Below are 23,027 nucleotides of genomic sequence, written 5' to 3' on the forward strand. Positions count from 1 at the left end.
GAAACGGATGACCCCGGTCGAGCAGGCCAACCAAGCCCTCCAGCAAGTCAAAGATGCCGGCAGTGGCAAAACGGCCCTGGAGCTCGGCTGGATCGAACAGATCCGCATCACCCCGCCGCGGGCTGTGTTTCGCCTCAGCCTTCCAGGCTTTGCCCAAAGCCAGCGAGACCGCATCGTGGCCGAAGCACGGGGCGCTCTGATGGCGCTCGATGGCATTGACGACGTGCAGATCGAGATCGGCCAACCGCCAAGCCAAGGGGGCATTGGCCAGGCCGGCCATGGTCAGCCGGCGGAACGCCAGTCGATCCCCGGCGTCCGCCAGGTGATTGCCGTGAGCAGCGGCAAGGGCGGCGTCGGCAAAAGCACCGTCGCGGTCAATCTGGCCTGCGCCCTCGCCCAGACAGGCCTGCGGGTCGGACTTCTGGACGCCGATATTTACGGGCCGAACGCACCCACCATGCTGGGCGTCGCTGACCAAACACCTGAGGTGCAGGGCAGCGGTGATCAGCAACGGATTGTCCCGATCGAGACCTGCGGCATCGCCATGGTGTCGATGGGTCTGCTGATCGACGATCACCAGCCTGTGATCTGGCGCGGCCCGATGCTCAACGGCATCATTCGGCAGTTCCTGTATCAGGCCGAATGGGGTGAGCGGGACGTTCTCATCGTTGATCTGCCGCCGGGCACCGGTGATGCACAGCTCTCCCTGGCCCAGGCAGTGCCGATGGCGGGCGTTGTGATCGTGACCACCCCACAACAGGTGTCGCTGCAGGATGCGCGACGGGGGCTCGCCATGTTCCGGCAGATGGGCATTCCCGTTCTGGGGGTGGTGGAGAACATGAGCGCCTTCATTCCTCCGGACCGTCCCGACTGCCGCTACGCCCTCTTCGGCAGTGGCGGCGGCGCCCAACTCGCTGCGGATTACGACGTACCCCTGCTGGCTCAGATCCCCATGGAAATGCCCGTGCAGGAAGGCGGTGACACGGGGCGACCGATCGTGATCAACCGCAGCGACTCCGCCAGCGCCGCTGAGTTCAAGGGCCTTGCGACAGCGGTGCTCAAGGCCGTCACCCAGCCCGTCTGACGATGTTCAGCCGACGTGACCGCCGCAGATCGCACCGGGAGTGGGTGCTCTGGGGTGTTCCGCTCGGAATGATCACCATCGCCGGGGTGCTGATCGCCAGCACCCAACGCCAGGCGGACTATGCCGACTGGTATCACCACTGGATCACCGCGGCCTTCGGAGTGCTGCTGGCGCTGGGACTGGAACGGCTGCCGTTGCAGCGTCTCCGGCCTCTGTTGGTTCCCGTCTACGCCCTCACCGTGATCAGCCTGGTGGCGGTGCGCGTGATTGGAACCACAGCGCTGGGCGCCCAACGCTGGATCAGCATTGGCGGGGTTCATGTTCAGCCATCGGAGTTCGCCAAGATCGCGGCGATCCTGCTCGTGGCAGCAGTCCTGTCGCGACACCCGGTGGAACGACCGGTTGATCTGATGCGCCCGCTCGGGGTGATTGCAGTGCCGTGGCTGTTGGTGTTCATCCAGCCTGATCTCGGCACATCGCTTGTGTTCGGCGCCCTGATGCTCACGATGCTCTATTGGTCGGGGATGCCGGTCGAGTGGGTGATTCTGTTGTTGTCACCGCTGGTGACGGCCCTGCTCTCAGGCTTTCTCCCCTGGGCCATGGCCCTCTGGATCCCGCTGATGGGAGTTCTCGCATACCGCTCCTTGCCCTGGAAACGTCTGGCAGCCACAGCAACCCTGGCCATCCACGGCGCCATGGCTGCTGTGACGCCATGGCTCTGGATGCATGGTTTGAAGGACTATCAACGGGACCGTTTGGTGCTGTTCCTCGACCCCAGTCAGGATCCATTGGGCGGGGGCTATCACCTGCTCCAGAGCACCGTTGGCATCGGTTCAGGCGGCGTCTTGGGCACAGGTCTTCTTCAAGGACAACTGACCAAGCTTCGTTTCATCCCTGAACAGCACACCGATTTCATCTTCAGCGCCCTGGGTGAGGAAACCGGCTTTCTTGGCTGCCTTCTGGTGGTTCTTGGCTTTGCCGCGTTGATGGCACGGTTGCTCCAGATCGCACGCAATGCCCGCACCGACTTCGAATCACTCGTGGTGATCGGTATCGGCACGATGCTGATGTTCCAGGTGGTGGTCAACATCTTCATGACCATCGGCTTGGGCCCTGTCACAGGAATCCCCCTGCCCTTCCTCAGCTATGGGCGCTCAGCCATGGTGGTGAACTTCATCGCGCTCGGCCTCTGCCTGTCGGTGGTCCGGCAAAGCCGACGCTCCTTGGCGCACCTCCGTTGACCGGCCCCTCCTTCACCGACCTGCGGCAACGGCTGGCACAGGACGTGCCCCAGGGTCGCTGCGATGAGATTGGTGTGCGGCGGCTTTGGTGGGCTGCTCTTGAAACCCTGCAACAGGACCTGCTTGAGCGGGGCCTGGAACGCGGCATCTGGCTGGCTGCCCCCCTGCCAGCCCTCTACGAACCTGAATTACTGAAACATCTGCAGGGATGGGTGTGGGCTCCAGATCAACTGGATCAACTGAGTCCGCATCCAACAGCACTGCCGGGACGGTCCAGCAGCGATGAGTCCGGTTTCCTGCGGGGATTCCAACGCTTGTCCCTAGGCCCCGACGACGGTGATGACCCACTGCTGCTGGTGATCACACCCGAGGTCCAGGTGGCCCTAGCCCTGCATGGGCCAGCCCAGAAGCGTCAGCTGCTGATGCGATGCGACCCGGCAACGCTCAGTGATGTGCTGGTGCAGCTGGGAGGACGGCTGGAGCACCAGTCACCAGCGCAGGCCGAGCAGCTGCGCAAAGCGCTCGAATCGATCGGCTCCCTGCGGAGCAATGCAGCCTGGTCAGAACAGTTCTGGCCACGGCTCACGGAGCGGCTCACCGGCACAGCCCCTGGGCTGATGCTGCAACCCATCCAGGCTGAGCGCCCACCGGAAGCACCCAGCCATGGAGATCTGAATTTGCTGGAAGCGATCACCCATGAGGTGCGAACCCCACTGGCCACGATCCGAACACTGATCCGCTCTCTGCTGCGGCGAAAGGATCTGGCTGATGTCGTTGTGAATCGCCTGCGGCAGATCGATGTGGAGTGCAGCGAGCAGATCGATCGATTTGGCCTGATCTTCCATGCCGCCGAACTGCAACGGGAGCCCAACGAGGCCAATCTGGCCCGCACGGATTTGCAGGCCATGCTGAGCGCCCTTGCACCCAGCTGGACGGAGCAGCTGGACCGTCGCGGAATCGCCCTGGAACTGGATCTCAGCGCTGACCTGCCGGCGATCCTCAGTGACTCACGGCGACTGGAACCGATGCTGGGGGGTCTGATCGACCGCAGCACCAGGGGGCTCCCCTCCGGCAGTCAGCTCACGCTTCACCTCCAGGCAGCCGGTCAGCGGGTGAAGCTTCAGCTGCATGTGGAGCATCCCGGCAGGAGCCAGGCCGCGGAGGCCGGCCCGTCTCCCCAGCGCGAGGACGTGGGGACCGTCCTGAGCTGGGATCCCAGCACCGGGAGCCTGCAGTTAAGCCAGGATGCGACCCGCCAGATGATGGCCAGCCTGGGAGGCCGCTATCAGCCCAGGCGCGACCGAGACATCACCGTTTTTTTCCCGGTGCATACGCCCGGAGAGTGACGGGTTTGTTGACGGGTGTGAAGCTTGCTTTCGGAGCTCAAAACAGGCCCCAATGACGGTGCTACTTTCCAGCCATAACGGCTCTTGTGGATTCTTTCAGCCATGGCAGCAACGGCGTTGAACGGTCAACTTCCCCAGCACATCGCCAGCACTGGCGGCCTTCTGAATTCAGCGGAGACTGAAGAGAAATACGCAATCACCTGGACCAGCAAGACAGAGCAAGCTTTTGAGCTGCCCACCGGTGGCGCCGCTCTGATGAACTCAGGCGAGAACCTGATGTATTTCGCTCGCAAGGAACAGTGCCTCGCCCTCGGCACCCAGCTGCGCACGAAATTCAAGCCCCGGATCGAGGACTACAAGATCTACCGGATCTACCCCGGTGGTGAAACCGAGTTCCTGCATCCCAAGGATGGTGTGTTCTCCGAAAAGGTGAACGAAGGTCGTCCCATGGTGGGCCACAACCCCCGTCGCATAGGCCAGAACGTCAACCCGGCCAACATCAAGTTCAGCGGCCGCAACACCTTCGACGCCTGATCTCTCAAAACCGAAGCCCGGAGGTCATGATCTCCGGGTCTCGGCTGCGATGATCAGGTCATGTTCAGTCCCGATCGCGACGCCTTTCATCAGGCTGTTTGCAGTGGTGCCAACCTGATTCCTCTGGCTCAGAGTTGGCCCGCAGATCTTGAAACACCCCTCACCACCTGGATCAAGGTGGGTGACGGAAGGCCTCCAGGCGTGCTGCTGGAGTCTGTTGAGGGTGGTGAAACCTTGGGGCGTTGGAGCGTGATCGCCTGCGATCCGCTTTGGACGGCGTCAGCGCGCAACGATCGTCTGACGCGCACCTGGCGAGATGGTCGCGAAGAAATCCTCAACGGGAATCCATTCGAATCCCTGCGCGACTGCCTGGAGCCGTACTCCTGCGTCAACCTGCCGGGCCTCCCTCCCCTTGGGCAGCTCTATGGCGTTTGGGGTTACGAACTCATCCAGTGGATCGAACCCACCGTCGGCGTTCATCCCCGCGCCGCTGCCGATCCCCCGGATGGGATCTGGATGTTGATGGACGCGATCCTGATCTTTGATCAGGTGAAACGCCAGATCACCGCTGTCGCCTTCGGCGACCTCTCCAACGGAGCGGATGAGGAGCAAGCCTGGCAAACCGCAATCGGACGGATTGAGGCCCTGCGCCAGCGGATGGACGCACCTCTGCCGGCCGTCAAACCACTCACCTGGGACGCGAGAAGCAAAGAACTTCCCGCGGTGCGCTCCAACCGCAGCCGCGATGAATTCGAAGCCGCCGTCGACACCGCCAAGGAACACATCGCAGCCGGCGATGTGTTCCAACTGGTGATCAGTCAGCGCCTGGAAACCGAGGTGCCTCAATCGCCCCTGGAGCTATACCGCAGTTTGCGGATGGTGAATCCTTCCCCATATATGGCGTTCTTCGACTTTGGGGACTGGCAACTGATTGGCTCCAGTCCGGAGGTGATGGTTCAAGCCGAACCCGCTGCCGATGGCATCCACGCCAGCCTTCGACCCATTGCCGGAACTCGGCCCCGCGGCGCCACGCCCCTGGAAGACCGCGAACTAGAAGCGGACCTGCTGGCCGACCCCAAGGAAAGGGCTGAGCACGTGATGCTGGTGGATCTGGGCCGCAATGACCTCGGCAGGGTCTGTCAGCCCGGAAGCGTGGCCGTGCAAGACCTGATGGTGATCGAGCGCTACTCCCACGTGATGCACATCGTCAGCCAAGTCGAAGGACGCCTCGGCCCAACGCACGACGTGTGGGATCTGCTGATGGCGGCGTTCCCCGCCGGCACCGTCAGCGGCGCACCGAAAATCCGGGCGATGCAACTCATCCACGAGCTGGAGCCCGATGCCCGCGGGCCCTATTCGGGGGTGTACGGATCCGTTGATCTGGCCGGAGCCCTCAACACGGCGATCACGATCCGCACCATGGTGGTGCAACCCCGTGATGGAGGGGGATGCCGGGTGAAAGTGCAGGCCGGAGCCGGCGTTGTGGCCGATTCACAACCGACGGCGGAGTTTGAGGAGACCCTCAACAAAGCCCGGGGAATGCTGACAGCACTGGCGTGCCTGAATCCGCCGGGATGACAGCGCACCCCCTTCTGCTGAAAGGCTTCGAGGTTGAACTGTTCACCGGTCGAGGCAACGGAGCCAACGTGGGCGTCGCCCCCGAGGTGGCCAGGGAGCTGCCTGGCTTCGTGACGGAACCGGACCGTCGCAACCTCGAATACATCACCGAGCCGATCCGGGATTACGCCGAACTGCCCGAGGCGCTGCTCGCTCCCCGGCGGACGCTGCGGGAGTGGCTGCAGAAGCGGGAGCTGACGCTTCTCCCCGGCAGCACCATGAGCCTGGGTAACAGCAGGCGATTCGAACGCTCCGACCCCAAGAACGCCTATCACGCGCTGATTGAACAGCTGTACGGCACCAGGGTCGTGACAGCCAGCATCCACATCAACCTTGGGATCACCGATCTCAACTGGTTGTTTGCAGCGGTCCGGCTCGTGCGCTGCGAAGCGGCTCTGCTGCTTGCTCTGAGTGCCAGTTCTCCCTTCCTGGATGGGCAGAGCACAAGCCACCACTCCCAGCGATGGCATCAATTCCCGCTCACGCCCGCTGCAGTTCCTCTCTTTCGGGATCACCTGCACTACATCGAGTGGGTGGAGGAGCAGCTGTCCACGGGTGCCATGCGCAACGAGCGTCACCTGTGGACGTCGGTTCGGCCCAATGGTCCGCGGCGCCCCTACGACCTCAACCGGTTGGAATTAAGGATCTGTGATCTGGTCACCAATCCCGATCAGCTGCTGGCGATCACCTGTCTGCTGGAGCTGCGGCTGCTGGCCCTCAAAAACAACATCGAAAGCCTCGATCCACTCCGCAGCAGTTCGCTGAGCGCCGCTGAACTGGTCCAGCTCGCCGACAGCAACGACGCCGCCGTGGCCCGATCCAGCCTGAATGCTGAACTCAGGCATTGGCAGGACGGCCATGTCATCAACTGCAAAGACTGGCTGCTGGAGCTGATTGATCAGCTCACTCCCCTGGCCGAATCGCTCCAGCTCAGCGCCTGCTTGAAGCCCTTGGATTCCCTGCTTGTTGATGGCAACCAGGCCATGCGCTGGGAAGCGGCCCATGGCCAGGGGCAATCCATCGAAAACCTGCTGCAGGAAGGTATCCAGCGAATGGAGGAGGAGGAACGGATCTCCACCGGGGAAGCCTGTTTGGGATGATCATGTCGAGTTCGTCGCAGCGTGGAGACTTCATGCCCGAGTCCACCACCCCTGTCTCCGAGCAAGAGACTGCACGCTTGAGCGGTGGCGGATCCGGCGCAGGACAGCTTCTTCAGCACCGCCTGGACCTGATTGAAGACCTCTGGAAGTCGGTGCTGCGCAGCGAGTGCCCACCGGAGCAGAGCGAACGCCTGCTGAGGCTCAAACAACTCAGCGACCCCGTCTCGATGGGAGGGCGAGATGGTGACAGCACGAGCGAGGCGATCGTCGAGCTGATCAAGGCCATGGACCTTTCGGAGGCCATCTCGGCCGCCCGTGCCTTTTCGCTGTATTTCCAGCTCATCAACATCCTTGAGCAACGGATCGAGGAAGATAGTTATCTCGACAGCCTGAGACCCAATTCCAGTGCTGACGCGGCCCAACGGGATGCCTTTGATCCCTTCGCCCCGCCCCTCGCCAACCAGACCGATCCAGCCACCTTTGGAGAGGTGTTCGAGCGGCTGCGGCGGATGAACGTTCCCCCCGCGCAGGTGGAACAACTGCTGCGGGAACTGGACATCCGGCTGGTCTTCACCGCGCACCCGACGGAGATCGTGCGGCACACGGTGCGGCACAAACAGAGGCGGGTGGCCAACCTGCTCCAGCAACTTCAATCCGACGCCCCCCTGGCGACTCAGCTGCGGGAGGACTGCCGCGACCAACTGGAGGAGGAAATCCGCCTGTGGTGGCGCACCGATGAACTCCACCAGTTCAAGCCCACCGTCATCGACGAGGTGGATTCAACCCTGCACTACTTCCAGCAGGTGTTGTTTGACGCGATGCCGCAACTGCGCCGAAGGCTGATCTCCGCCCTGCATCGCCACTATCCCGATGTCCAGGTGCCCCAGGCGTCGTTCTGCACCTTCGGCTCCTGGGTGGGTTCCGATCGGGACGGCAATCCTTCGGTCACACCTGAGATCACCTGGCGAACCGCCTGTTACCAGCGACAGCTGATGCTGGAGCTCTACATCAGTTCTGTGCAGTCGCTCCGCCAGCAGCTGAGCATCTCCATGCAGTGGAGTCAGGTGGCTCCATCACTGTTGGAGTCGCTCGAAATGGATCGGCTCCGCTTCCCTGAGATCTACGAGCGCAGAGCAGCGCGATACCGACTGGAGCCTTACCGGCTGAAGCTCTGCTATGTCCTCGAAAAACTAGAGCGAACCCTCGCCCGCAACAACCAACTGTCGGAAGCGGGCTGGCAGATGCCCTGTGAGGCGCTGGCCGATCCCAAGGATGGGCTCGGTAACGCTGAGGTTCTCCACTACACCTCGGTGGACCAGTTCCGCAGTGATCTGGAGTTGGTGCGCAACAGCCTCGTTAGCACCGAACTGAGCTGCGAACAGCTCGACACCCTGCTGCACCAGGTGCACATCTTCGGGTTCTCACTGGCCAGCCTGGACATCCGTCAGGAGAGCACCCGCCACAGCGATGCCATCGACGAGCTCACCCGCAGCCTTGAACTGCCCCAGGCCTATGGGGACATGGACGAGACGGAGCGGATGGCATGGCTCCTGCAGGAGTTGCAGACCCGTCGACCCCTGATCCCGCCTGCCGCCAGCTGGTCGGCAGCGACGGCCGAGACGCTGGCGGTGTTCCGAATGCTGCAGCGCCTCCAGGAGGAGTTCGGTCCGCGGATCTGCAACTCCTACGTGATCTCCATGAGCCACACGGCATCGGATCTCTTGGAGGTCCTGCTGCTGGCCAAGGAGGCGGGTCTTGTCGACCCGCCCAACAAACGGGCCTCCCTGTTGGTGGTGCCGCTGTTCGAAACCGTGGAGGATCTCCAACGGGCCCCTGAGGTGATGAAGGGGCTGTTCAAGACGCCGCTCTACCGCGAACTCCTCCCCGTTGTGGGGCAGCAGAAGCAGCCGCTGCAGGAGCTGATGCTGGGCTACTCCGACAGCAACAAGGATTCCGGCTTCCTCTCCAGCAACTGGGAGATTCATCAGGCTCAGATCGCCCTTCAGGAACTCGCCAGCCGCCAGGATGTGGCACTTCGCCTATTCCACGGCCGCGGTGGATCCGTCAGTCGTGGCGGCGGGCCGGCCTATCAGGCGATCCTGGCCCAACCCAGCGGCACGCTGCAGGGCCGGATCAAAATCACCGAACAGGGTGAAGTGCTGGCCTCCAAATACAGCCTGCCTGAGTTGGCGCTCTACAACCTGGAGACCGTCACCACGGCCGTGGTGCAGAACAGCCTGGTGACCAACCAGCTTGATGCGACACCCAGCTGGAACCAGCTGATGAGTCGCCTTGCCACCCGCTCACGGGATCATTACCGGGCTCTGGTTCACGACAATCCTGATCTGGTGGCGTTTTTCCAGCAGGTCACGCCGATCGAGGAAATCAGCAAGTTGCAGATCTCCAGTCGACCAGCCCGACGCAAAACCGGTGCCAAGGACCTCTCCAGCCTCCGGGCCATTCCCTGGGTCTTCGGTTGGACCCAGAGCCGGTTCCTTTTGCCGAGCTGGTTTGGCTTCGGCACGGCGCTCTCGGAAGAAGTGGGCGGCGACTCCGAACAGCTCGACCTGCTGCGGCGCCTCCATCAACGTTGGCCGTTCTTCCGGATGCTCATTTCCAAGGTGGAAATGACCCTCTCCAAGGTGGATCTCGACCTGGCCCATCACTACATGAACAGCCTGGGGCACCCGGAACAGCGGGAGGCCTTTGAAGCGATCTTCGAGGTGATCGCCAAGGAATACGAACTCACCAGAAAACTGGTTCTTGAAATCACGGGCCAAAACAGACTGCTGGGCGCTGATCAAGGGCTGCAGCTGTCAGTTGATCTGCGCAACCGCACCATCGTTCCCCTGGGCTTCCTGCAGGTTGCGCTGCTGAAGCGACTGCGGGATCAGAACAGGCAACCGCCCATGAGTGAGACGCCAGGTGCCCCCGAGGACACCCGCACCTACAGCCGCAGTGAACTGCTGCGGGGGGCCTTGCTCACCCTCAACGGCATTGCAGCCGGCATGCGCAACACCGGCTGATCCACAGTGCTGTCGTTCCTTCAACAACCCTCGATTCCACCCTTGCCCGAGGGAACGCGACTCGAAACATCGATCCCTCCCACCTCCCAGCAGCTCAACACGTTGTTGATGTCCTGCGGGGAATCAATCCACCCTGAGGAACGCTGGGAGCTCGCCCTTCAGCGCAGCCTGTGGCAGATCAGCATCCTGGAGGAATCAACAGGGGAACTGGTCGGATTTGTGCGGGCCACCAGTGATCTGGCCCTCAACGCCAATCTTTGGAACCTCGCCGCCAAACCAGGGCCGAACCAAGGGGCCCTTTTCGCCGTTCTGGTGCACCGAGCGCTGCAGATTCTGCGCCGGGATCTGCCGGGCTGCAGTCTCTCGATCTCGGCCCCTGCGGATGCGCTGGAAGCTCTCAAACAGCAGGGTTTCCTGATTGATCCCAATGGCATTCGCGCCATGGGCCTCAGCCTGAGCTGAGACATTGAGTTCAAACACGAGCATGGAGGGACTCGAACCCCCGACCCTCAGAACCGGAATCTGATGCTCTATCCAACTGAGCTACATGCCCACTGATCGGCCTTAAGCCGCAGTGATATCGAGCGGCAACCGTCCCGATACAGGTACCTTACTCACTGGTCGCCCCAGCACCCATCCGGCTCCACAGGCTCCAACTGCAGGGCTTCCGGAACCACACCGTTCTGCAGCTGGAACTGACGCAGCCACGCCTTTTGGTGATCGGGCCCAATGGCATTGGCAAGTCCAACCTGCTCGAGGCGGTTGAGCTGCTGGGCAGCCTGCGCTCCCATCGCTGCAGCAATGATCGCGATCTGATCCAGTGGGACGCTCCACAGGCCCTGATCCGGGGCGACGTGGGGGATGGGGATAGTCTGGAGCTGGAACTGCGCCGCCAGGGTGGCCGTCAGGCCAAAAGGAACGGCAAGCTGCTGGATCGGCAGCTGGACCTGATTGGTCCGCTGCGTTGCATCGGCTTCAGCGCCCTGGATCTTGATCTGGTGCGGGGCGAACCCGCCCTACGACGCCAGTGGCTGGACCGCGTCGTGCTGCAGCTCGAACCGGTGTATGCCGATCTGATGGCACGGCTGAACCGGTTGTTGCGGCAGCGCAGCCAGCTCTGGCGCCAGCGGCAGGTCTCCAGTGGCGAACGCCATGCACTGCTTGATGCCTTTGACGTTCAGATGGCGCTGGTGAGCACCCGAATTCACCGGCGACGGCAACGGATCCTGCATCGGCTGGAACCGATCGCCCAACGCTGGCAGGCCCACCTCAGCGGGGGCACAGAAGCCCTGGAACTGCACTACAAACCCGGCAGCAAGCTCGACGGGGAGGATGCCGAAGAACCCTGGCGACTGGCCATCGAGGAGCAACTGCGCCAGCAGCGGGGAGAGGAGGAACGGCTCGGCAGCTGCCGCGTGGGCCCGCACCGCGATGAGATCGCCCTGCTGCTGGGGGGCAGCCCGGCACGACGGTTTGGCTCCGCAGGCCAGCAGAGGTCGCTGGTGCTGGGCCTGAAGCTCGCCGAACTGGAGCTGGTGACTCAGCTCTGTGGGGAGCCACCCCTGCTGCTTCTTGATGATGTGCTCGCCGAACTGGATCCAACCCGGCAGCAGCTTCTGCTTGAGGCCGTGGGCGAATCGCATCAATGCCTGGTGAGCGCCACCCACCTCGAGGGCTTTGGCGGCGGGTGGCAGCAGCAGGCCCAAATTCTCGGCGCAAGAGACCTGAGACCCGACCTGAAGATCGGATAGGGTGGCGGACCTGTTTTTCTCTCATCGCCTGATGGAGCAGACCCTCTCTGAACTGCATCCCAACCCGGGATGGGGGGCACCTGAGATTCATGCCACCGACATGGTCGGCAAACACTGCATTCTCGAGCTCTACGACTGCGATCCGAGCCGGCTCGACGACGAAGCATTCATCCGCACAACGATCACCTCAGCAGCCAAAGGCGCTGGTGCGACGCTGCTGAACCTGATCACCCATCAATTTCAACCCCAGGGCGTCACAGGCCTGGCCCTGCTGGCGGAATCCCACATTTCCATCCACACCTGGCCGGAATCCGGCTACGCGGCGATCGATGTGTTCACTTGTGGTGACCACACCATGCCGGAGCAAGCCTGCGCGATTCTCTGCAGTGAGCTCCAAGCGAAACGGCACGCCCTGAAGAGCTTTCTTCGTGAAACACCTGCGGCCATTGCCACTGGGGTGAGAGAACCTGTTGAAACGCCAAGCCAGCTCCCCAGCTGATCCGGCCCAGACGAAATCAGCGGCGGTTCAACTTGCCGCTGACCAGACCTTCAAGATCCAGGTTGACGGAGGTAAACCCAAGGGAGCGAAAAGCCTCCACCAGAGGCTCGCTCTCCGCCAGCGCGAGCACAGCGCGGATCTGCTCGCTGGGCACCTCGATCCGTGCTGCGAGACCATGGGATCGCACACGGACGGAGCTGAATCCCCTGGCGATCAACCAGGCTTCCGCCTGACCCACCCGCTTCAACCGCTCGGCGCTGATGCTTTCGCCATAGGGGAAGCGGGAGGCCAGGCAGGGCTGCGCCGGTTTGTCCCACCAGGGAAAACCAAGGGCCCGGGACAGGGCACGGATCGCTGCTTTGTCAATCGACAATTCCGCCAGGGGGGAGCGAACCCCCGCCTGTCGAGCCGCTTCAATGCCGGGCCGGTGATCACCGAGGTCATCAAGGTTGACCCCATCAATCACCAACGCATCTCCAGCCGCCGCAGCAATGGGCTGAAGATGCTGGTGCAGTTCACGCTTGCAGGCAAAGCAGCGATCCACGGGGTTGCTGCTGTAGTCCGGGTCGTTCAACTCGGCCGTCGCACACTCCCGATGCGGGATGCCGATCCAGGAGGCCTGATCACGCGCTTCCCGCAACAGATGCGGCGCCAGGGCCGGGGAGACACCCGTTACAGCCAGAGCGGCATCGCCCTGGGCTTCGTAGGCCATCGCCGCCACCAGGGTGCTGTCGACACCACCGGAGTACGCCACACACAGGGCTGACTGTGCCGCCATCCAGTGCCGCAGGTCCGACAGCAGCTGCTGCTCTCGATCCGCCAAAGGCTCCTGCAACCGAAACATCAGCGGGGAAAACCAGTTGAGCTAGGTAGGCTCCAACGGTAAGAGCTGTCCCCATGCCTCGAAGCATCGGCATCGTCACCGCAGCGGACAGCCGCGAGCGCAGCCATGGACAGCTGCACATCTATGACGGCGAGGGCAAGGGCAAAAGCCAGGCAGCCCTTGGAGTTGTGCTGCGCACCATCGGCCTCGGCATCTGCGAGCAGCGGCAGACCCGGGTGCTGCTGCTTCGCTTTCTCAAGGGCCCCGGTCGGGCCTACGACGAGGATGCGGCCATTGAAGCTCTGCAACAGGGCTTTCCCCATCTGATCGATCATCTACGCACCGGACGGGCCGATCACTTCACCGCTGATGAAGCCACGCGATTCGACCGCGACGAAGCCCAGCGGGGCTGGGTGATCGCCAAGGGCGCGATCGCCAGCGCCCTCTACTCGGTGGTGGTTCTGGACGAGCTGAATCCTGTGCTGGATCTCGGCCTGCTGGACCTGGAGGACGTGGTCCGCACCCTCAGCAACCGGCCGGAGGGGATGGAGATCATCGTCACCGGTCGCGCCGCACCGGCCCCCTTGGTGCGTGAGGCCGACCTCCACTCCGAGATGCGCGCCCACCGCCGCCCGGGCATGCACGACAACCGGGTGGTGCCCCTCAATGTGAGCAGCGGCATCGAGATCTACACCGGTGAAGGCAAAGGCAAATCAACCAGTGCGCTGGGCAAAGCGCTGCAGGCCATCGGGCGGGGCATCAGCCAGGACAAGAGCCATCGGGTCTTGATCCTGCAGTGGCTCAAAGGCGGCAGCGGTTACACCGAAGATGCAGCCATCGCTGCCCTTCGCGAGAGCTATCCCCATTTGGTGGACCACCTCCGCTCCGGCCGCGATGCCATCGTCTGGCGGGGCCAGCAGGAGCCGATTGACTACGTGGAAGCCGAGCGGGCCTGGGAGATCGCACGGGCCGCCATCTCCAGCGGGCTCTACAAGACCGTGATCCTCGATGAATTGAACCCCACAGTCGACCTAGAACTGCTACCCGTCGAACCAATCCTGCAGACCCTGCTGCGCAAACCGGCGGAAACCGAGGTGATCATCACGGGACGCTGCAAAAACCCGCCCGCCTACTTCGATTTGGCCAGCATCCATTCCGAAATGGTGTGCCACAAGCACTACGCCGAACAGGGCGTCGACCTGAAGCGAGGGGTGGATTACTAACCCTCAGGTTCAGTAGCGAGGGATTGCAGGATCCACCTGCTGAGACCAGGCATCAATTCCACCGGTCACATTCGTTGCCGCGATGCCCTGCTGAGCCAACAGCTCAACGGCCCTGGCAGAGCGCCCCCCGAGCTTGCAGTGCACCAAAAGGCGCCGTCCCTCTGCCAATGCACGAATGCGATCGATCGCCTCACCACTCTCCAGCGAAGCCAACGGCACCAAGTGGCTTCCTTCAATCGAAGCCACCTCTGCTTCAGCAGGATTGCGCACATCAACCAGCGCAATCTCGTCTGGAGCGGAGTCGAGCAGGGCCTTCAGCTCCATGACAGTGATGGCTTCCATCTCCGATGACACCGGACGGCAGTACTGGCGGTAGTCAATCAGGCTCTCGACCTTTGGTCGGTCGGGATCAACGCGGAGGGTGAGTTCGCGAAATCGCATCGCCAGGGCGTCGACCACCAACAGCCGACCGTCCAGGCAATCCCCGATCCCGGTGATCAGTTTGATCGCCTCGGTGGCCTGAAGCAGACCGATCAACCCCGGCACTACACCCATCACCCCAGCCTCCGAGCAAGACGGAACAGCGTCCGGCGGAGGGGGTTCCGGCAGCAGATCGCGGTAATTGGGGCTCGTCGGCGTGCGGTTGAACACGCTGACCTGGCCGTCAAAGCGCTGAACAGAGCCGTAGACGAGGGGCTTGCCGAGCAACACACAGGCGTCGTTGATCAGATACCGGCTGGGGAAGTTGTCGGTGCCATCACAGACCAGGTCATAGGCACCGATGAGATCCAAAGCATTGCCCACATCCAGCATGTGTTCATGCACCTCCACCTGGCAGTGGGGATTGAGGTCGTGAATCCGCGCTGCGGCTGAGCGGGCCTTGGAGCCGCCAACCCCGCTGGAGCTGTGGATCACCTGCCGCTGGAGATTGGACAGCTCCACCACATCTCCATCCACGATTCCAATACGACCAACCCCTGCCGCGGCCATATACAGCAACAGAGGAGATCCCAGCCCACCGCTGCCAACACAGAGCACAGAAGCAGACTTCAACCGGAGCTGACCGGCAGCACCAACCTCGGGAAGGATCAGATGGCGGGCGTAGCGCCCTCGCTCATCAGCACTCAGCATCGCGTGGTCATGCATGGTTTTGAGTGTCCCAGAGCTGAATCGGGATTTCATCCACACTGCGGTCCCCATGCAGCCACCAGGACCGCAGACCAAGCGAGGCAGAGAGGATCAACATCAGACTCTCCGTTTGTCCCAAGCGCCGATCCTGGGGCGAGGGAACGGGCGCGGACGCCGGATGAGAATGGGCCACCCCAAGGCAACGTTGATTGCGATCCCGCGCCCATCGCTGGGCTGCCAACTGCTCCCTCGGATCCACCAGAAACCTGCTGCGACGGTCGTGGACAGGCTGCTGACCGGATGCCCCCCGTCCCCAGACATTGCAACAGGGCCAGGTCGTGGTCAGCCTCAAACAGCCTGAATTCGTCCGTTGTCCCAGCAGCAAGGCGCACCCTTCTTCGGGGTGGGGCGCCAACAAAATCCGGGCCAGATCCGTGTGGCATCGGTGATCAATTTGCAGCACGGATGGCGTAGACCCCGTCGCACCGATACGCTCAGCTGAAATTGTGAAGGATTTAGTCGTTCTCATGAGTGACGCCACCACTGAAGTTAAGGATGCCGCCACAACCGTGACGACACCGCTCGAAACCCCTGAGCAGGAGGACACCACCTCCTTCGCTGAGCGCTACAGCGACGTACTGGGCAAGGTGAACGACACGCTCGATCAGGTCGACTGGAGCCAGATGGGACGCATCGGCAAGATCGTCGGCATCTTTGCTGCCGTGATCATTGCCCAGATCCTGATCAAGGGAATCCTCGACACGATCAACCTGTTGCCGATCGTTCCGGGCCTGCTGGAACTGCTCGGCGTGGTCGTGGTGGGCCAATGGAGCTGGAAGAACCTCACCACCAGCGACAAGCGCAATGCACTTGTTCAGCGTGTTCAAACCCTCCGGAAGGAGTACCTGGGCTGACCCTCAAAGCCGCCGAGCCAGATCTTTGAGACTGGCTCGGCATTGGCTCAGATAACTCCCCCCAAACAAATTGGCGTGGTTGAGCAGGTGGTACAAGTTGTAGATCTCCACCCGACCGTCAGCGCCTGAAGCCTCGGGAATCACCTCCCGATAACCCGAGCGGAAGGCTTCACCGAAGCCGCCGAATAGCCGGGTCATGGCCAGATCAACTTCCCGATCAGCCCACCAGCTGGCGGGATCAAAAATGCTCCCCCGTCCATCGCTGAGGCTGGCAGCATTCCCACCCCAGAGATCGCCGTGCACCAACGCAGGACACGGTTGATGCTCGTTCAAGTGCTCGGCGAGGCGCAGCAACAACGGATTGAGGTCCATTGAATCCTGCTGCAACCCATCAAGGATGTCGAGCTGCGGGCGCAGCCTGAGCTCCACGAAGGCCGATCCCCAGTCATCACGCCACCCACCGGGTTGAGACCCAGCGCCGATGAAGCCATCCCGGTGCCAGCCGAAACGAGCTGGGCTGGAGGCCATCGACGACTGGTGCAGCAAGGCCAAACCCCGGCCAAGGGCTGTTTGGTCGCTGCCACCAAAATCCAGCCAAGGCAACAGCAGCACCGCACCGTGGGACAGTGCTGCCAGAGCGATGGGCTGCGGCACAACCAGGAACGAGGCATCAGCTTGGGCATGCAGGGCCTCGAGGGCCTCCGCCTCCACCTCAAACAGGGGTAGGGCGCTGGCGCCACCAGTTTTGGCAAACAACACCTGGCCATCACGGAGGCGAAGTTTCCAGGCCTGATGGATGCAGCCCCCACCAACGGGGGAGACGTCTGTGATCACAGCCCCCGCCAATGGCCCATCCTTCGCGGTGAGATCCCGGCGCAGTTCGCTGTTCATCCTCAGCAGGCCCCCTGTCTTGCCAGCATGGCCCGATTCTTCAGGGCGTCGTGAGCGATTCCAGCGTGATCGTGGTGGGCGGTGGGATCGCTGGCTTAACCGCAGCGGCACTCCTAGCCCGCGATGGCGTCAAGGTCACGCTGCTGGAAGCGCATCAACAACCGGGGGGATGTGCCGGAACCTTCCGGCGTGGTCCATGGGTGTTCGATGTTGGGGCGACCCAGGTGGCTGGGTTGGAGCCCGGAGGCAGTCATGCACGACTGCTGAAGCATCTGGACATGCCTCTGCCCAGTGCAAAGCTTCTGGACCCAGGTTGTGTGGTCGACCTGGGCGATGGCTCCCCTCCCATTTCGCTATGGCATGACCCGGACGCCTGGGCCGCCGAGCGTGAGCGTCAATTCCCTGGCAGCCAGCGCTTCTGGAGCCTTTGCCATCAGTTGCATTCCAGCAACTGGCAGTTCGCCAGCCAGGACCCTGTGGTGACGCCGCGCTCCCTCTGGGATCTCGGCACATTGCTGCGGGCCCTTCGGCCCGCAACGCTGGCATCAGGACTGTTCACAGGTCTGACCATCGCCGATCTGTTGCAGCTGTGCGGGTGCGGTGGCGATCAACGGCTGCGGCGCTTTCTCGACCTCCAGCTGAAGCTGTACTCCCAAGAACCAGCCAATCGCACGGCGGCGCTGTACGGCGCAACCGTCCTGCACATGGCCCAAGCACCGCTCGGGCTCTGGCATCTGGAGGGATCGATGCAAGTGTTGAGCAATCAGCTGGTGGCGGCCATTGAGCGCGACGGCGGCACGGTGCTGATGAAGCATCGGGTGACCAAGCTGCAGCCCCGCTCATCCGGTTGGCAGGTGACGATCAGCACCGGCAAGGGCACGGAACACCAACGCAGCAGCCGTGATGTGGTCTGCAGCCTGCCGCCCCAGTGCCTGCAGGAGTTGATCGAACCGGATCAACTGCCCCAGGGGTACCGCAAGCGACTGGACAACCTGCATGAACCGAGTGGTGCACTGGTGCTTTACGGAGCGGTGCGGCGTGATGCACTGCCAGATTCCTGCCCAGGCCATCTCCAGCGGGGCTGCACATCCCCAGGGCCTCTGTTCGTTTCCATCAGCCGCGAGGGCGATGGGCGTGCGCCCCAGGGGCAGGCCACCTTGATTGCCAGCGTGTTCACCCCAACAGGTGACTGGTGCCGCTTGCCGGAGCCGGAGTACCAGCAGCGCAAAACAGAGATGCTGAAGCTGATCCAAGCCGAATTGAACCGCTGGCTCTCGCTCGAAGACGACGCCTGGTTGCACGCTGAACTGGCAACACCACGGGGCTTCGCCGGCTGGACGGGCCGTCCCAACGGCATGGTCGGGGGCCTTGGACAGCATCCAAGCCGGTTCGGCCCCTTCGGCCTGGCAGGACGAACGCCCATGCCGGGGCTTTGGCTCTGCGGCGACAGCCTCCATCCGGGCGAGGGCACAGCGGGGGTGAGCCTGTCAGCCCTCAATGCCTGCCGGCAGCTCAGGGCCGAACGGGGTCAACCGCTCAGTTTTCGGAGCTGACCTCCCCAGGCGCCTTCAAAAAATCCGGGCGCAGGGTCTGCGTTCGGCGCAGTTCCAACGCGAGCTGAGACCAGTTTTGCTGGAGCACGGCATCTTCGAGCTGCTCCAGGCTCCAGCGGTAGGCCGCCAAGCCACGCAACACCGCATCCCGATTGGTGGAGGCCATCGCCACCCCCAGCTCGGGATTCCCGCCACCCACACGACTGGTGTCGGCGAAGCCACTGGACGCCAGCACCATGGCCAACTGCCGGATCTCCGGATCCCGTTCATCGCCCACTGCCCGCAGCAGTGCAGCACTCACCAGCACCGGCATGTGGGAAATCAGAGCCACAGCCTGGTCGTGCTGGGACGCGGTGGCCGTCAGCCAATGGCCGCCCACGCTGACGGCCAGATCACGAACCTGGGCCAGGGCAGCAGGGTCTGTTGTTTGATCCGGAGTCGCGATCCAAGGGCGACCGCGGAACAGATCCACCACCCCGGCCTCAACGCCCGCCTGAGCGGTGCCTGCCATGGGGTGACTGGCCACAAAGCGGGGATGCCGCTGGCGCCAAGCCTCCAACACAGGCTGTTTGACCGAACCAACATCGGTGATCACCGCTGCTTCAGGCAGGGCCGCAATGAGCTCATCCGGTGGGTTCAGCAGCAAGGGAATGGGCAACGCCAGGATCACCAGGTCGCAACCCGAGAGGCAGCTGGGATCGGTCGACACCGAACCAACCAGCCCTCGGGCCATGGCGCGATCCGCCGTGGCCTGACGATTCACAAGGCCCTGCACCGACCAGCCCCGCGCCTGCAGATCCAGACCAAGGGATCCCCCGATCAAGCCAAGGCCAACGATCCCCACACGTCCCGGTTGCACCGCCATCTCTCCCGCAGGGTCGTGAAGCCATGTTGATGGATGGATTGCCATGAACCAATCGCCAGGGGAACCCTGCTTAGGGTTTGACGATGTTGGAAGCCCAGGCCCACCACCAGATCAAAACCCTGCTCCGTCAGGAGGAATCGGACTGGCCCCACCACCTGACCCTGAGCCGGCTGGTGGCACGAAGCCTGAGGCGTCGCGACACAACACTCGTTCAGCTCCCCCCCAGCAGCAGCGAACGCTGGTGGCTCGGTCTGCTGGTGCCGCTGTGCCTGGCACCCGAAGCGGGGGCACTGGTGCTGACACCCCCCCAGCGCCGGCGTCTGCTCCAGCTGGAATTGCCCCGTCTCCGTAACCAGGGCCTGAGGCTCCCCTGCTGGCAGGGACCGACCCCTCCGGAGGGTCCACAGCTCTGGCTGATGGATGTTGGCGAGCTGATTCAGGCCCATCGCGACGGGCACTTGGGCCAACGGCAACTGCTGATCCCGGAGATGGATCAGTTGAGCCGGCGCATGCGCAACGCTCTCACCTTGGAGATCGAGCATCAGCACTGGGATGAGCTGCGCCAGGCCTGTCCCCAGGCGGAATCCGGATTGCTGGAATTGCATGACCGGATGAGCCGGCAGCTGTTCGCTGATGCCACGAGGCCCGATGGCGCCGTGCGACTCGAGGGCTCAGCCGGGCAGGCCCTGCGTGACCTGCTCCAGCTGATGCCAGCCAGCCCTGAACCGTGGAACAGCCTCCGCAGCATCAACCCGACTGAGTGGAGTCAATGGGCTGAACTGGATCACCGGCTGCTCCAGTGGCGCTGGAAGCTGGCCCCCCTCGAACCAATCCAACTGCTGCGGGGAGTTCTGCTGGATCACCCCTGCCTGATGTTCAGCAGCAATGGAGACAACGCCAGGCTTGATCTGGAATTTGAACAGGCCGGCGTTGTCCCCGACGTGCGGGCAACACTGCGGGAACGGGAGCTGAATGAACCGCTCCCCGTCTATGCCCCGCGTCGCCAGCCGCTGCCGAACACCCGGATCTACGCCCAACATCTTCTGGAGGAGAGCAGAAGGCTCATCCTTGGCCAGGCGGGGCTCACCCTTGTTCTGATCAATGACGACCAGCTGCGTCGGCAGCTGACCAGTTCCCTGGCTGCGGAATTCGGACGCCGTGTGGTGCATGAGTCGACAGCACCCGAAAGCAATGGCGTGGTGACCTGCAACTGGGACTGGTGGCTGGAGCATCAGGAGCAGCTGCCGGCCCCAGCACAGCTGATTGTCGGCATGCTCCCCATCGCCAGCCTGGACAATCCACTCACCTCGGCTCGAGTGGAGCGGTTGAAACAGCAGGGAGAGGACTGGTTCCGCACCCTGCTGCTGCCGGAAGCCCTGAGCCTGATCCCCGCCGCCATTGCGCCGCTGCGCCGCAGTGGTGGTCGTCTGGCCATTCTCGATGGCCGCCTGCGAGGGCGCAGCTGGGGTGATCAGGTGCTGAATCGACTGGAACCTTGGATTCCATTGCAGCGACTGCTGCCGGAGTGAACAACGCCTAACCTCCCTGCAACGCTCAGAAGTGCATGGGAGAAGCACGCCGCCGGGCTGCCCAGGGCTTACCCCCTCGTCAACCCAAGGCCAGCACCAAAACTGTGGACACCTCCCCACGGGTCGTGTCCTGGCTTCCGCTCACCCGCAATCAGACGCAGCAGTTCATGGCGGTGACCACCCGCGGCGCCTGGATTGGAATCGGAGGGATGGTGGTGCTTTGGGTGACGGTGCGCTTCATCGGCCCAGCGGCCGGTTGGTGGACGCTTGCGGATACCCCCTGAGCAACCGGCTCAACCAACAAACGAAAACAAAAGAAAACCTTTAGACTGGGTCTCATTGGAGACTCAATTATGTTTCCGCGCCTCGCAGAGCACTATCGATCCGTTGTTGAAGACCTGGTGATGAGCCTGCAGGCCCTCGCCAGCAGCCTTCAAAGCGCGGGCTTCACAGCCACTTGCTATTCCTGTGGCGACGGCCGCGATGGCCATGGAGCTTCGTTTGTGGCTGACATCGGCGATGGCCACATGGTGCGCTTTCTTGTCTCCGACTTCGGCATCAGCTGGGTGGAATCCCGCAACGGCCGAGAACTGGTGAAGCTGGAGGGAGCAGAAGCCATCCAGGAATTGCAGCGGATGGCTGACTTGGCCCAGGAAGGCCAGGTCCGCGCCATGCAGTCCCTGGCCCAGGCCGCCTGAGATCAGGCGGCGGCTTCCGGAGCCTTTGCCACAACGGGCTTGTCAGCAGCCGCCTTCGCAGCGGCGGCCAAAGGCCGCATCGAATTCGACTTCACCTCAGAGCCCTCCGTCAGCTTTTGACGCACCAGCGTTTCGATGGTGGCTGTTGCATCCGGGTTCTCCTCCATCCAGGTGATGGTGTTGTCGCGACCCTGACCGATGTTGTCTCCCTCGTAGCTGTACCAGGCGCCCTTACGGACAACAACGCCTGTCTCTTCGGCGAGATCCAGCAGACAACCCAAGGTGCTGATGCCGCGGCCAAAGAGAATGTCGAATTCGGCAATGCGGAAGGGTGGCGCCACCTTGTTTTTCGCCACTTTCACCTTGGCCCTGATGCCGAATTCCTCTGTTCCCTTCTTGAGGGTCTGAATCCGACGGATGTCGAGGCGAACCGAGGCATAGAACTTGAGCGCGTTGCCTCCAGTGGTGGTCTCTGGATTGCCGTAGGTCACACCAATCTTGAGACGCAGCTGGTTGAGGAAGATGACGGTGCAACCCGACTTGCCGATGTTGCCGGTGATCTTCCGCATCGCCTGACTCATCAGACGCGCCTGGGCGCCAACCGCCAGATCTCCCATCTCACCTTCGATCTCAGCGCGGGGGGTGAGGGCAGCCACCGAGTCGACAACGACCAGATCCACCGCCGCCGATCGCACCAGTTGATCAACGATCTCCAGCGCCATCTCGCCGGTGTCGGGCTGAGAGACCAGCAGGTTCTCCACATCAACGCCCAGCGAAGCGGCATAAACGGGATCCAGAGCATGCTCCGCATCCACGAAGGCCGCCACACCACCACGCTTCTGCACTTCAGCGATCGCGTGCAGCGTGAGCGTGGTTTTACCGGAACTTTCCGGGCCGTAGATCTCCACCACGCGGCCCTTCGGGTATCCACCACCCAAAGCGAGATCAAGGGTCAGCGCACCGGTGGAAATCGTCTCCACCCGCATGCGGGAGGCATCGCCCAGCCGCATGATCGATCCCTTGCCGAAGTTGCGCTCGATCTGACCCAGCACCAGATTCAGCGCCTTGTCCCTCTCGCCGGAGGAACGGGGATCGGAAGCGCCGGATTTCATATCTGCAGGCATGAAAAGGACCTGAAACTAAGGAACGAGAGATCCAATGCCACAGAAGCGCCGAATCGTCTCAGGTAGTACAAGCGTACCGTA

22 protein-coding genes and 1 tRNA gene are annotated in these 23,027 nt (G+C 62.7%); 16 read left to right on the plus strand and 7 right to left on the minus strand.

Annotated features, from left to right (window positions below; all coding sequences use genetic code 11):
• The first annotated feature begins 7 nt into the window (after positions 1–7).
• The 8 genes from NCN05_RS11790 to NCN05_RS11825 all read left to right on the plus strand — a co-directional run bounded on the left by NCN05_RS11790 (position 8) and on the right by NCN05_RS11825 (position 10,410).
• The gene (locus NCN05_RS11790) at positions 8–1,084 is read left to right on the plus strand and encodes an Mrp/NBP35 family ATP-binding protein (RefSeq protein WP_115080364.1); all 1,077 of its coding nucleotides are present in this window, start codon (positions 8–10) and stop codon (positions 1,082–1,084) included.
• Positions 1,085–1,086: 2 nt separating this feature from the next.
• Positions 1,087–2,325: a rod shape-determining protein RodA gene (gene rodA / locus NCN05_RS11795; protein ID WP_250398213.1), complete on the plus strand. Its 1,239-nt coding sequence runs from the start codon at positions 1,087–1,089 to the stop codon at positions 2,323–2,325.
• Positions 2,322–3,671 (plus strand): sensor histidine kinase, encoded by a 1,350-nt coding sequence (locus NCN05_RS11800; RefSeq protein WP_250398214.1) that lies wholly within the window; start codon positions 2,322–2,324, stop codon positions 3,669–3,671. The genes rodA and NCN05_RS11800 overlap by 4 nt, the downstream gene beginning before the upstream one ends.
• A gap of 102 nt (positions 3,672–3,773) precedes the next feature.
• Complete coding sequence (locus NCN05_RS11805) at positions 3,774–4,205, plus strand: photosystem I reaction center subunit II PsaD (RefSeq protein ID WP_250398215.1); 432 nt, start codon at positions 3,774–3,776, stop codon at positions 4,203–4,205.
• A 60-nt stretch (positions 4,206–4,265) separates the two neighbouring features.
• Entirely contained in the window at positions 4,266–5,783 is a 1,518-nt protein-coding gene (locus NCN05_RS11810; RefSeq protein WP_250398216.1) for an anthranilate synthase component I family protein, read from the plus strand.
• Positions 5,780–6,922 carry a glutamate--cysteine ligase gene (gshA, locus tag NCN05_RS11815; RefSeq protein ID WP_250398256.1) on the plus strand — a complete coding sequence of 381 codons (1,143 nt, stop codon included), beginning with the start codon at positions 5,780–5,782 and terminating at the stop codon, positions 6,920–6,922. Before NCN05_RS11810 ends, gshA begins: the two co-directional genes overlap by 4 nt.
• The gene (ppc, locus tag NCN05_RS11820; protein WP_502988816.1) at positions 6,919–9,948 is read left to right on the plus strand and encodes a phosphoenolpyruvate carboxylase; all 3,030 of its coding nucleotides are present in this window, start codon (positions 6,919–6,921) and stop codon (positions 9,946–9,948) included. Before gshA ends, ppc begins: the two co-directional genes overlap by 4 nt.
• A 6-nt stretch (positions 9,949–9,954) precedes the next feature.
• The gene (locus NCN05_RS11825) at positions 9,955–10,410 is read left to right on the plus strand and encodes an N-acetyltransferase (protein ID WP_250398217.1); all 456 of its coding nucleotides are present in this window, start codon (positions 9,955–9,957) and stop codon (positions 10,408–10,410) included.
• 17 nt (positions 10,411–10,427) lie between these two features.
• On the opposite strand, the gene NCN05_RS11830 is transcribed toward NCN05_RS11825, so the two are convergent.
• Positions 10,428–10,501: transfer RNA gene (locus NCN05_RS11830), tRNA-Arg, on the minus strand.
• Positions 10,502–10,604: 103 nt separating this feature from the next.
• Here NCN05_RS11830 and recF point away from each other — a divergent pair.
• Both recF and speD read left to right on the plus strand, forming a co-directional pair.
• Positions 10,605–11,699, plus strand: coding sequence for a DNA replication/repair protein RecF (recF, locus tag NCN05_RS11835; protein WP_250398258.1), 1,095 nt, complete (start codon positions 10,605–10,607; stop codon positions 11,697–11,699).
• Positions 11,700–11,730: 31 nt separating this feature from the next.
• A complete protein-coding gene (speD, locus tag NCN05_RS11840; RefSeq protein WP_186510481.1) occupies positions 11,731–12,198 on the plus strand; it encodes an adenosylmethionine decarboxylase in 468 nt (155 codons plus the stop codon).
• 16 nt (positions 12,199–12,214) lie between these two features.
• Here the strand turns inward: speD and larE are convergent, their stop codons facing one another.
• A complete protein-coding gene (gene larE / locus NCN05_RS11845; protein WP_250398218.1) occupies positions 12,215–13,042 on the minus strand; it encodes an ATP-dependent sacrificial sulfur transferase LarE in 828 nt (275 codons plus the stop codon).
• A 53-nt stretch (positions 13,043–13,095) separates the two neighbouring features.
• Here larE and NCN05_RS11850 point away from each other — a divergent pair, with 53 nt between their 5' ends.
• Positions 13,096–14,244, plus strand: a complete 1,149-nt coding sequence (locus NCN05_RS11850; RefSeq protein ID WP_250398219.1) for a cob(I)yrinic acid a,c-diamide adenosyltransferase — start codon at positions 13,096–13,098, stop codon at positions 14,242–14,244.
• 9 nt (positions 14,245–14,253) lie between these two features.
• Here the strand turns inward: NCN05_RS11850 and moeB are convergent, their stop codons facing one another.
• Both moeB and NCN05_RS11860 read right to left on the minus strand, forming a co-directional pair.
• On the minus strand, positions 14,254–15,390 hold the full coding sequence (gene moeB, locus NCN05_RS11855) for a molybdopterin-synthase adenylyltransferase MoeB (RefSeq protein WP_250398220.1): 1,137 nt from the start codon (positions 15,388–15,390) through the stop codon (positions 14,254–14,256).
• On the minus strand, positions 15,383–15,901 hold the full coding sequence (locus NCN05_RS11860) for a M67 family metallopeptidase (RefSeq protein ID WP_284500694.1): 519 nt from the start codon (positions 15,899–15,901) through the stop codon (positions 15,383–15,385). The genes moeB and NCN05_RS11860 overlap by 8 nt, the downstream gene beginning before the upstream one ends.
• On the opposite strand from NCN05_RS11860, the gene NCN05_RS11865 reads away from it, so the two are divergent.
• A complete protein-coding gene (locus NCN05_RS11865) occupies positions 15,900–16,286 on the plus strand; it encodes a CAAD domain-containing protein (protein WP_114987298.1) in 387 nt (128 codons plus the stop codon). The genes NCN05_RS11860 and NCN05_RS11865 overlap by 2 nt on opposite strands.
• 3 nt (positions 16,287–16,289) lie before the next feature.
• Here the strand turns inward: NCN05_RS11865 and NCN05_RS11870 are convergent, their stop codons facing one another.
• Positions 16,290–17,177, minus strand: a complete 888-nt coding sequence (locus NCN05_RS11870; RefSeq protein WP_250398221.1) for a fructosamine kinase family protein — start codon at positions 17,175–17,177, stop codon at positions 16,290–16,292.
• 50 nt (positions 17,178–17,227) lie between these two features.
• On the opposite strand from NCN05_RS11870, the gene crtD reads away from it, so the two are divergent.
• Positions 17,228–18,730, plus strand: a complete 1,503-nt coding sequence (crtD, locus tag NCN05_RS11875; protein WP_250398222.1) for a C-3',4' desaturase CrtD — start codon at positions 17,228–17,230, stop codon at positions 18,728–18,730.
• Here the strand turns inward: crtD and NCN05_RS11880 are convergent.
• On the minus strand, positions 18,714–19,595 hold the full coding sequence (locus NCN05_RS11880) for a prephenate/arogenate dehydrogenase (RefSeq protein WP_250398223.1): 882 nt from the start codon (positions 19,593–19,595) through the stop codon (positions 18,714–18,716). The genes crtD and NCN05_RS11880 overlap by 17 nt on opposite strands.
• Positions 19,596–19,678: 83 nt before the next feature.
• Here NCN05_RS11880 and NCN05_RS11885 point away from each other — a divergent pair, with 83 nt between their 5' ends.
• The 3 genes from NCN05_RS11885 to NCN05_RS11895 all read left to right on the plus strand — a co-directional run bounded on the left by NCN05_RS11885 (position 19,679) and on the right by NCN05_RS11895 (position 21,822).
• Positions 19,679–21,124: an ATP-dependent DNA helicase gene (locus tag NCN05_RS11885; protein ID WP_250398224.1), complete on the plus strand. Its 1,446-nt coding sequence runs from the start codon at positions 19,679–19,681 to the stop codon at positions 21,122–21,124.
• Positions 21,125–21,159: 35 nt separating this feature from the next.
• Positions 21,160–21,408, plus strand: coding sequence for a DUF2839 domain-containing protein (locus NCN05_RS11890; RefSeq protein ID WP_250398225.1), 249 nt, complete (start codon positions 21,160–21,162; stop codon positions 21,406–21,408).
• Positions 21,409–21,477: 69 nt separating this feature from the next.
• Positions 21,478–21,822 (plus strand): DUF1815 family protein, encoded by a 345-nt coding sequence (locus NCN05_RS11895; RefSeq protein WP_114987287.1) that lies wholly within the window; start codon positions 21,478–21,480, stop codon positions 21,820–21,822.
• 2 nt (positions 21,823–21,824) lie between these two features.
• Here NCN05_RS11895 and recA read toward each other — a convergent pair whose 3' ends face one another.
• Positions 21,825–22,946, minus strand: a complete 1,122-nt coding sequence (recA, locus tag NCN05_RS11900; RefSeq protein WP_115132346.1) for a recombinase RecA — start codon at positions 22,944–22,946, stop codon at positions 21,825–21,827.
• Positions 22,947–23,027: the final 81 nt, after the last annotated feature.

This window comes from Synechococcus sp. MU1651, from assembly GCF_023630635.1.
Lineage (GTDB): Bacteria > Cyanobacteriota > Cyanobacteriia > PCC-6307 > Cyanobiaceae > Parasynechococcus.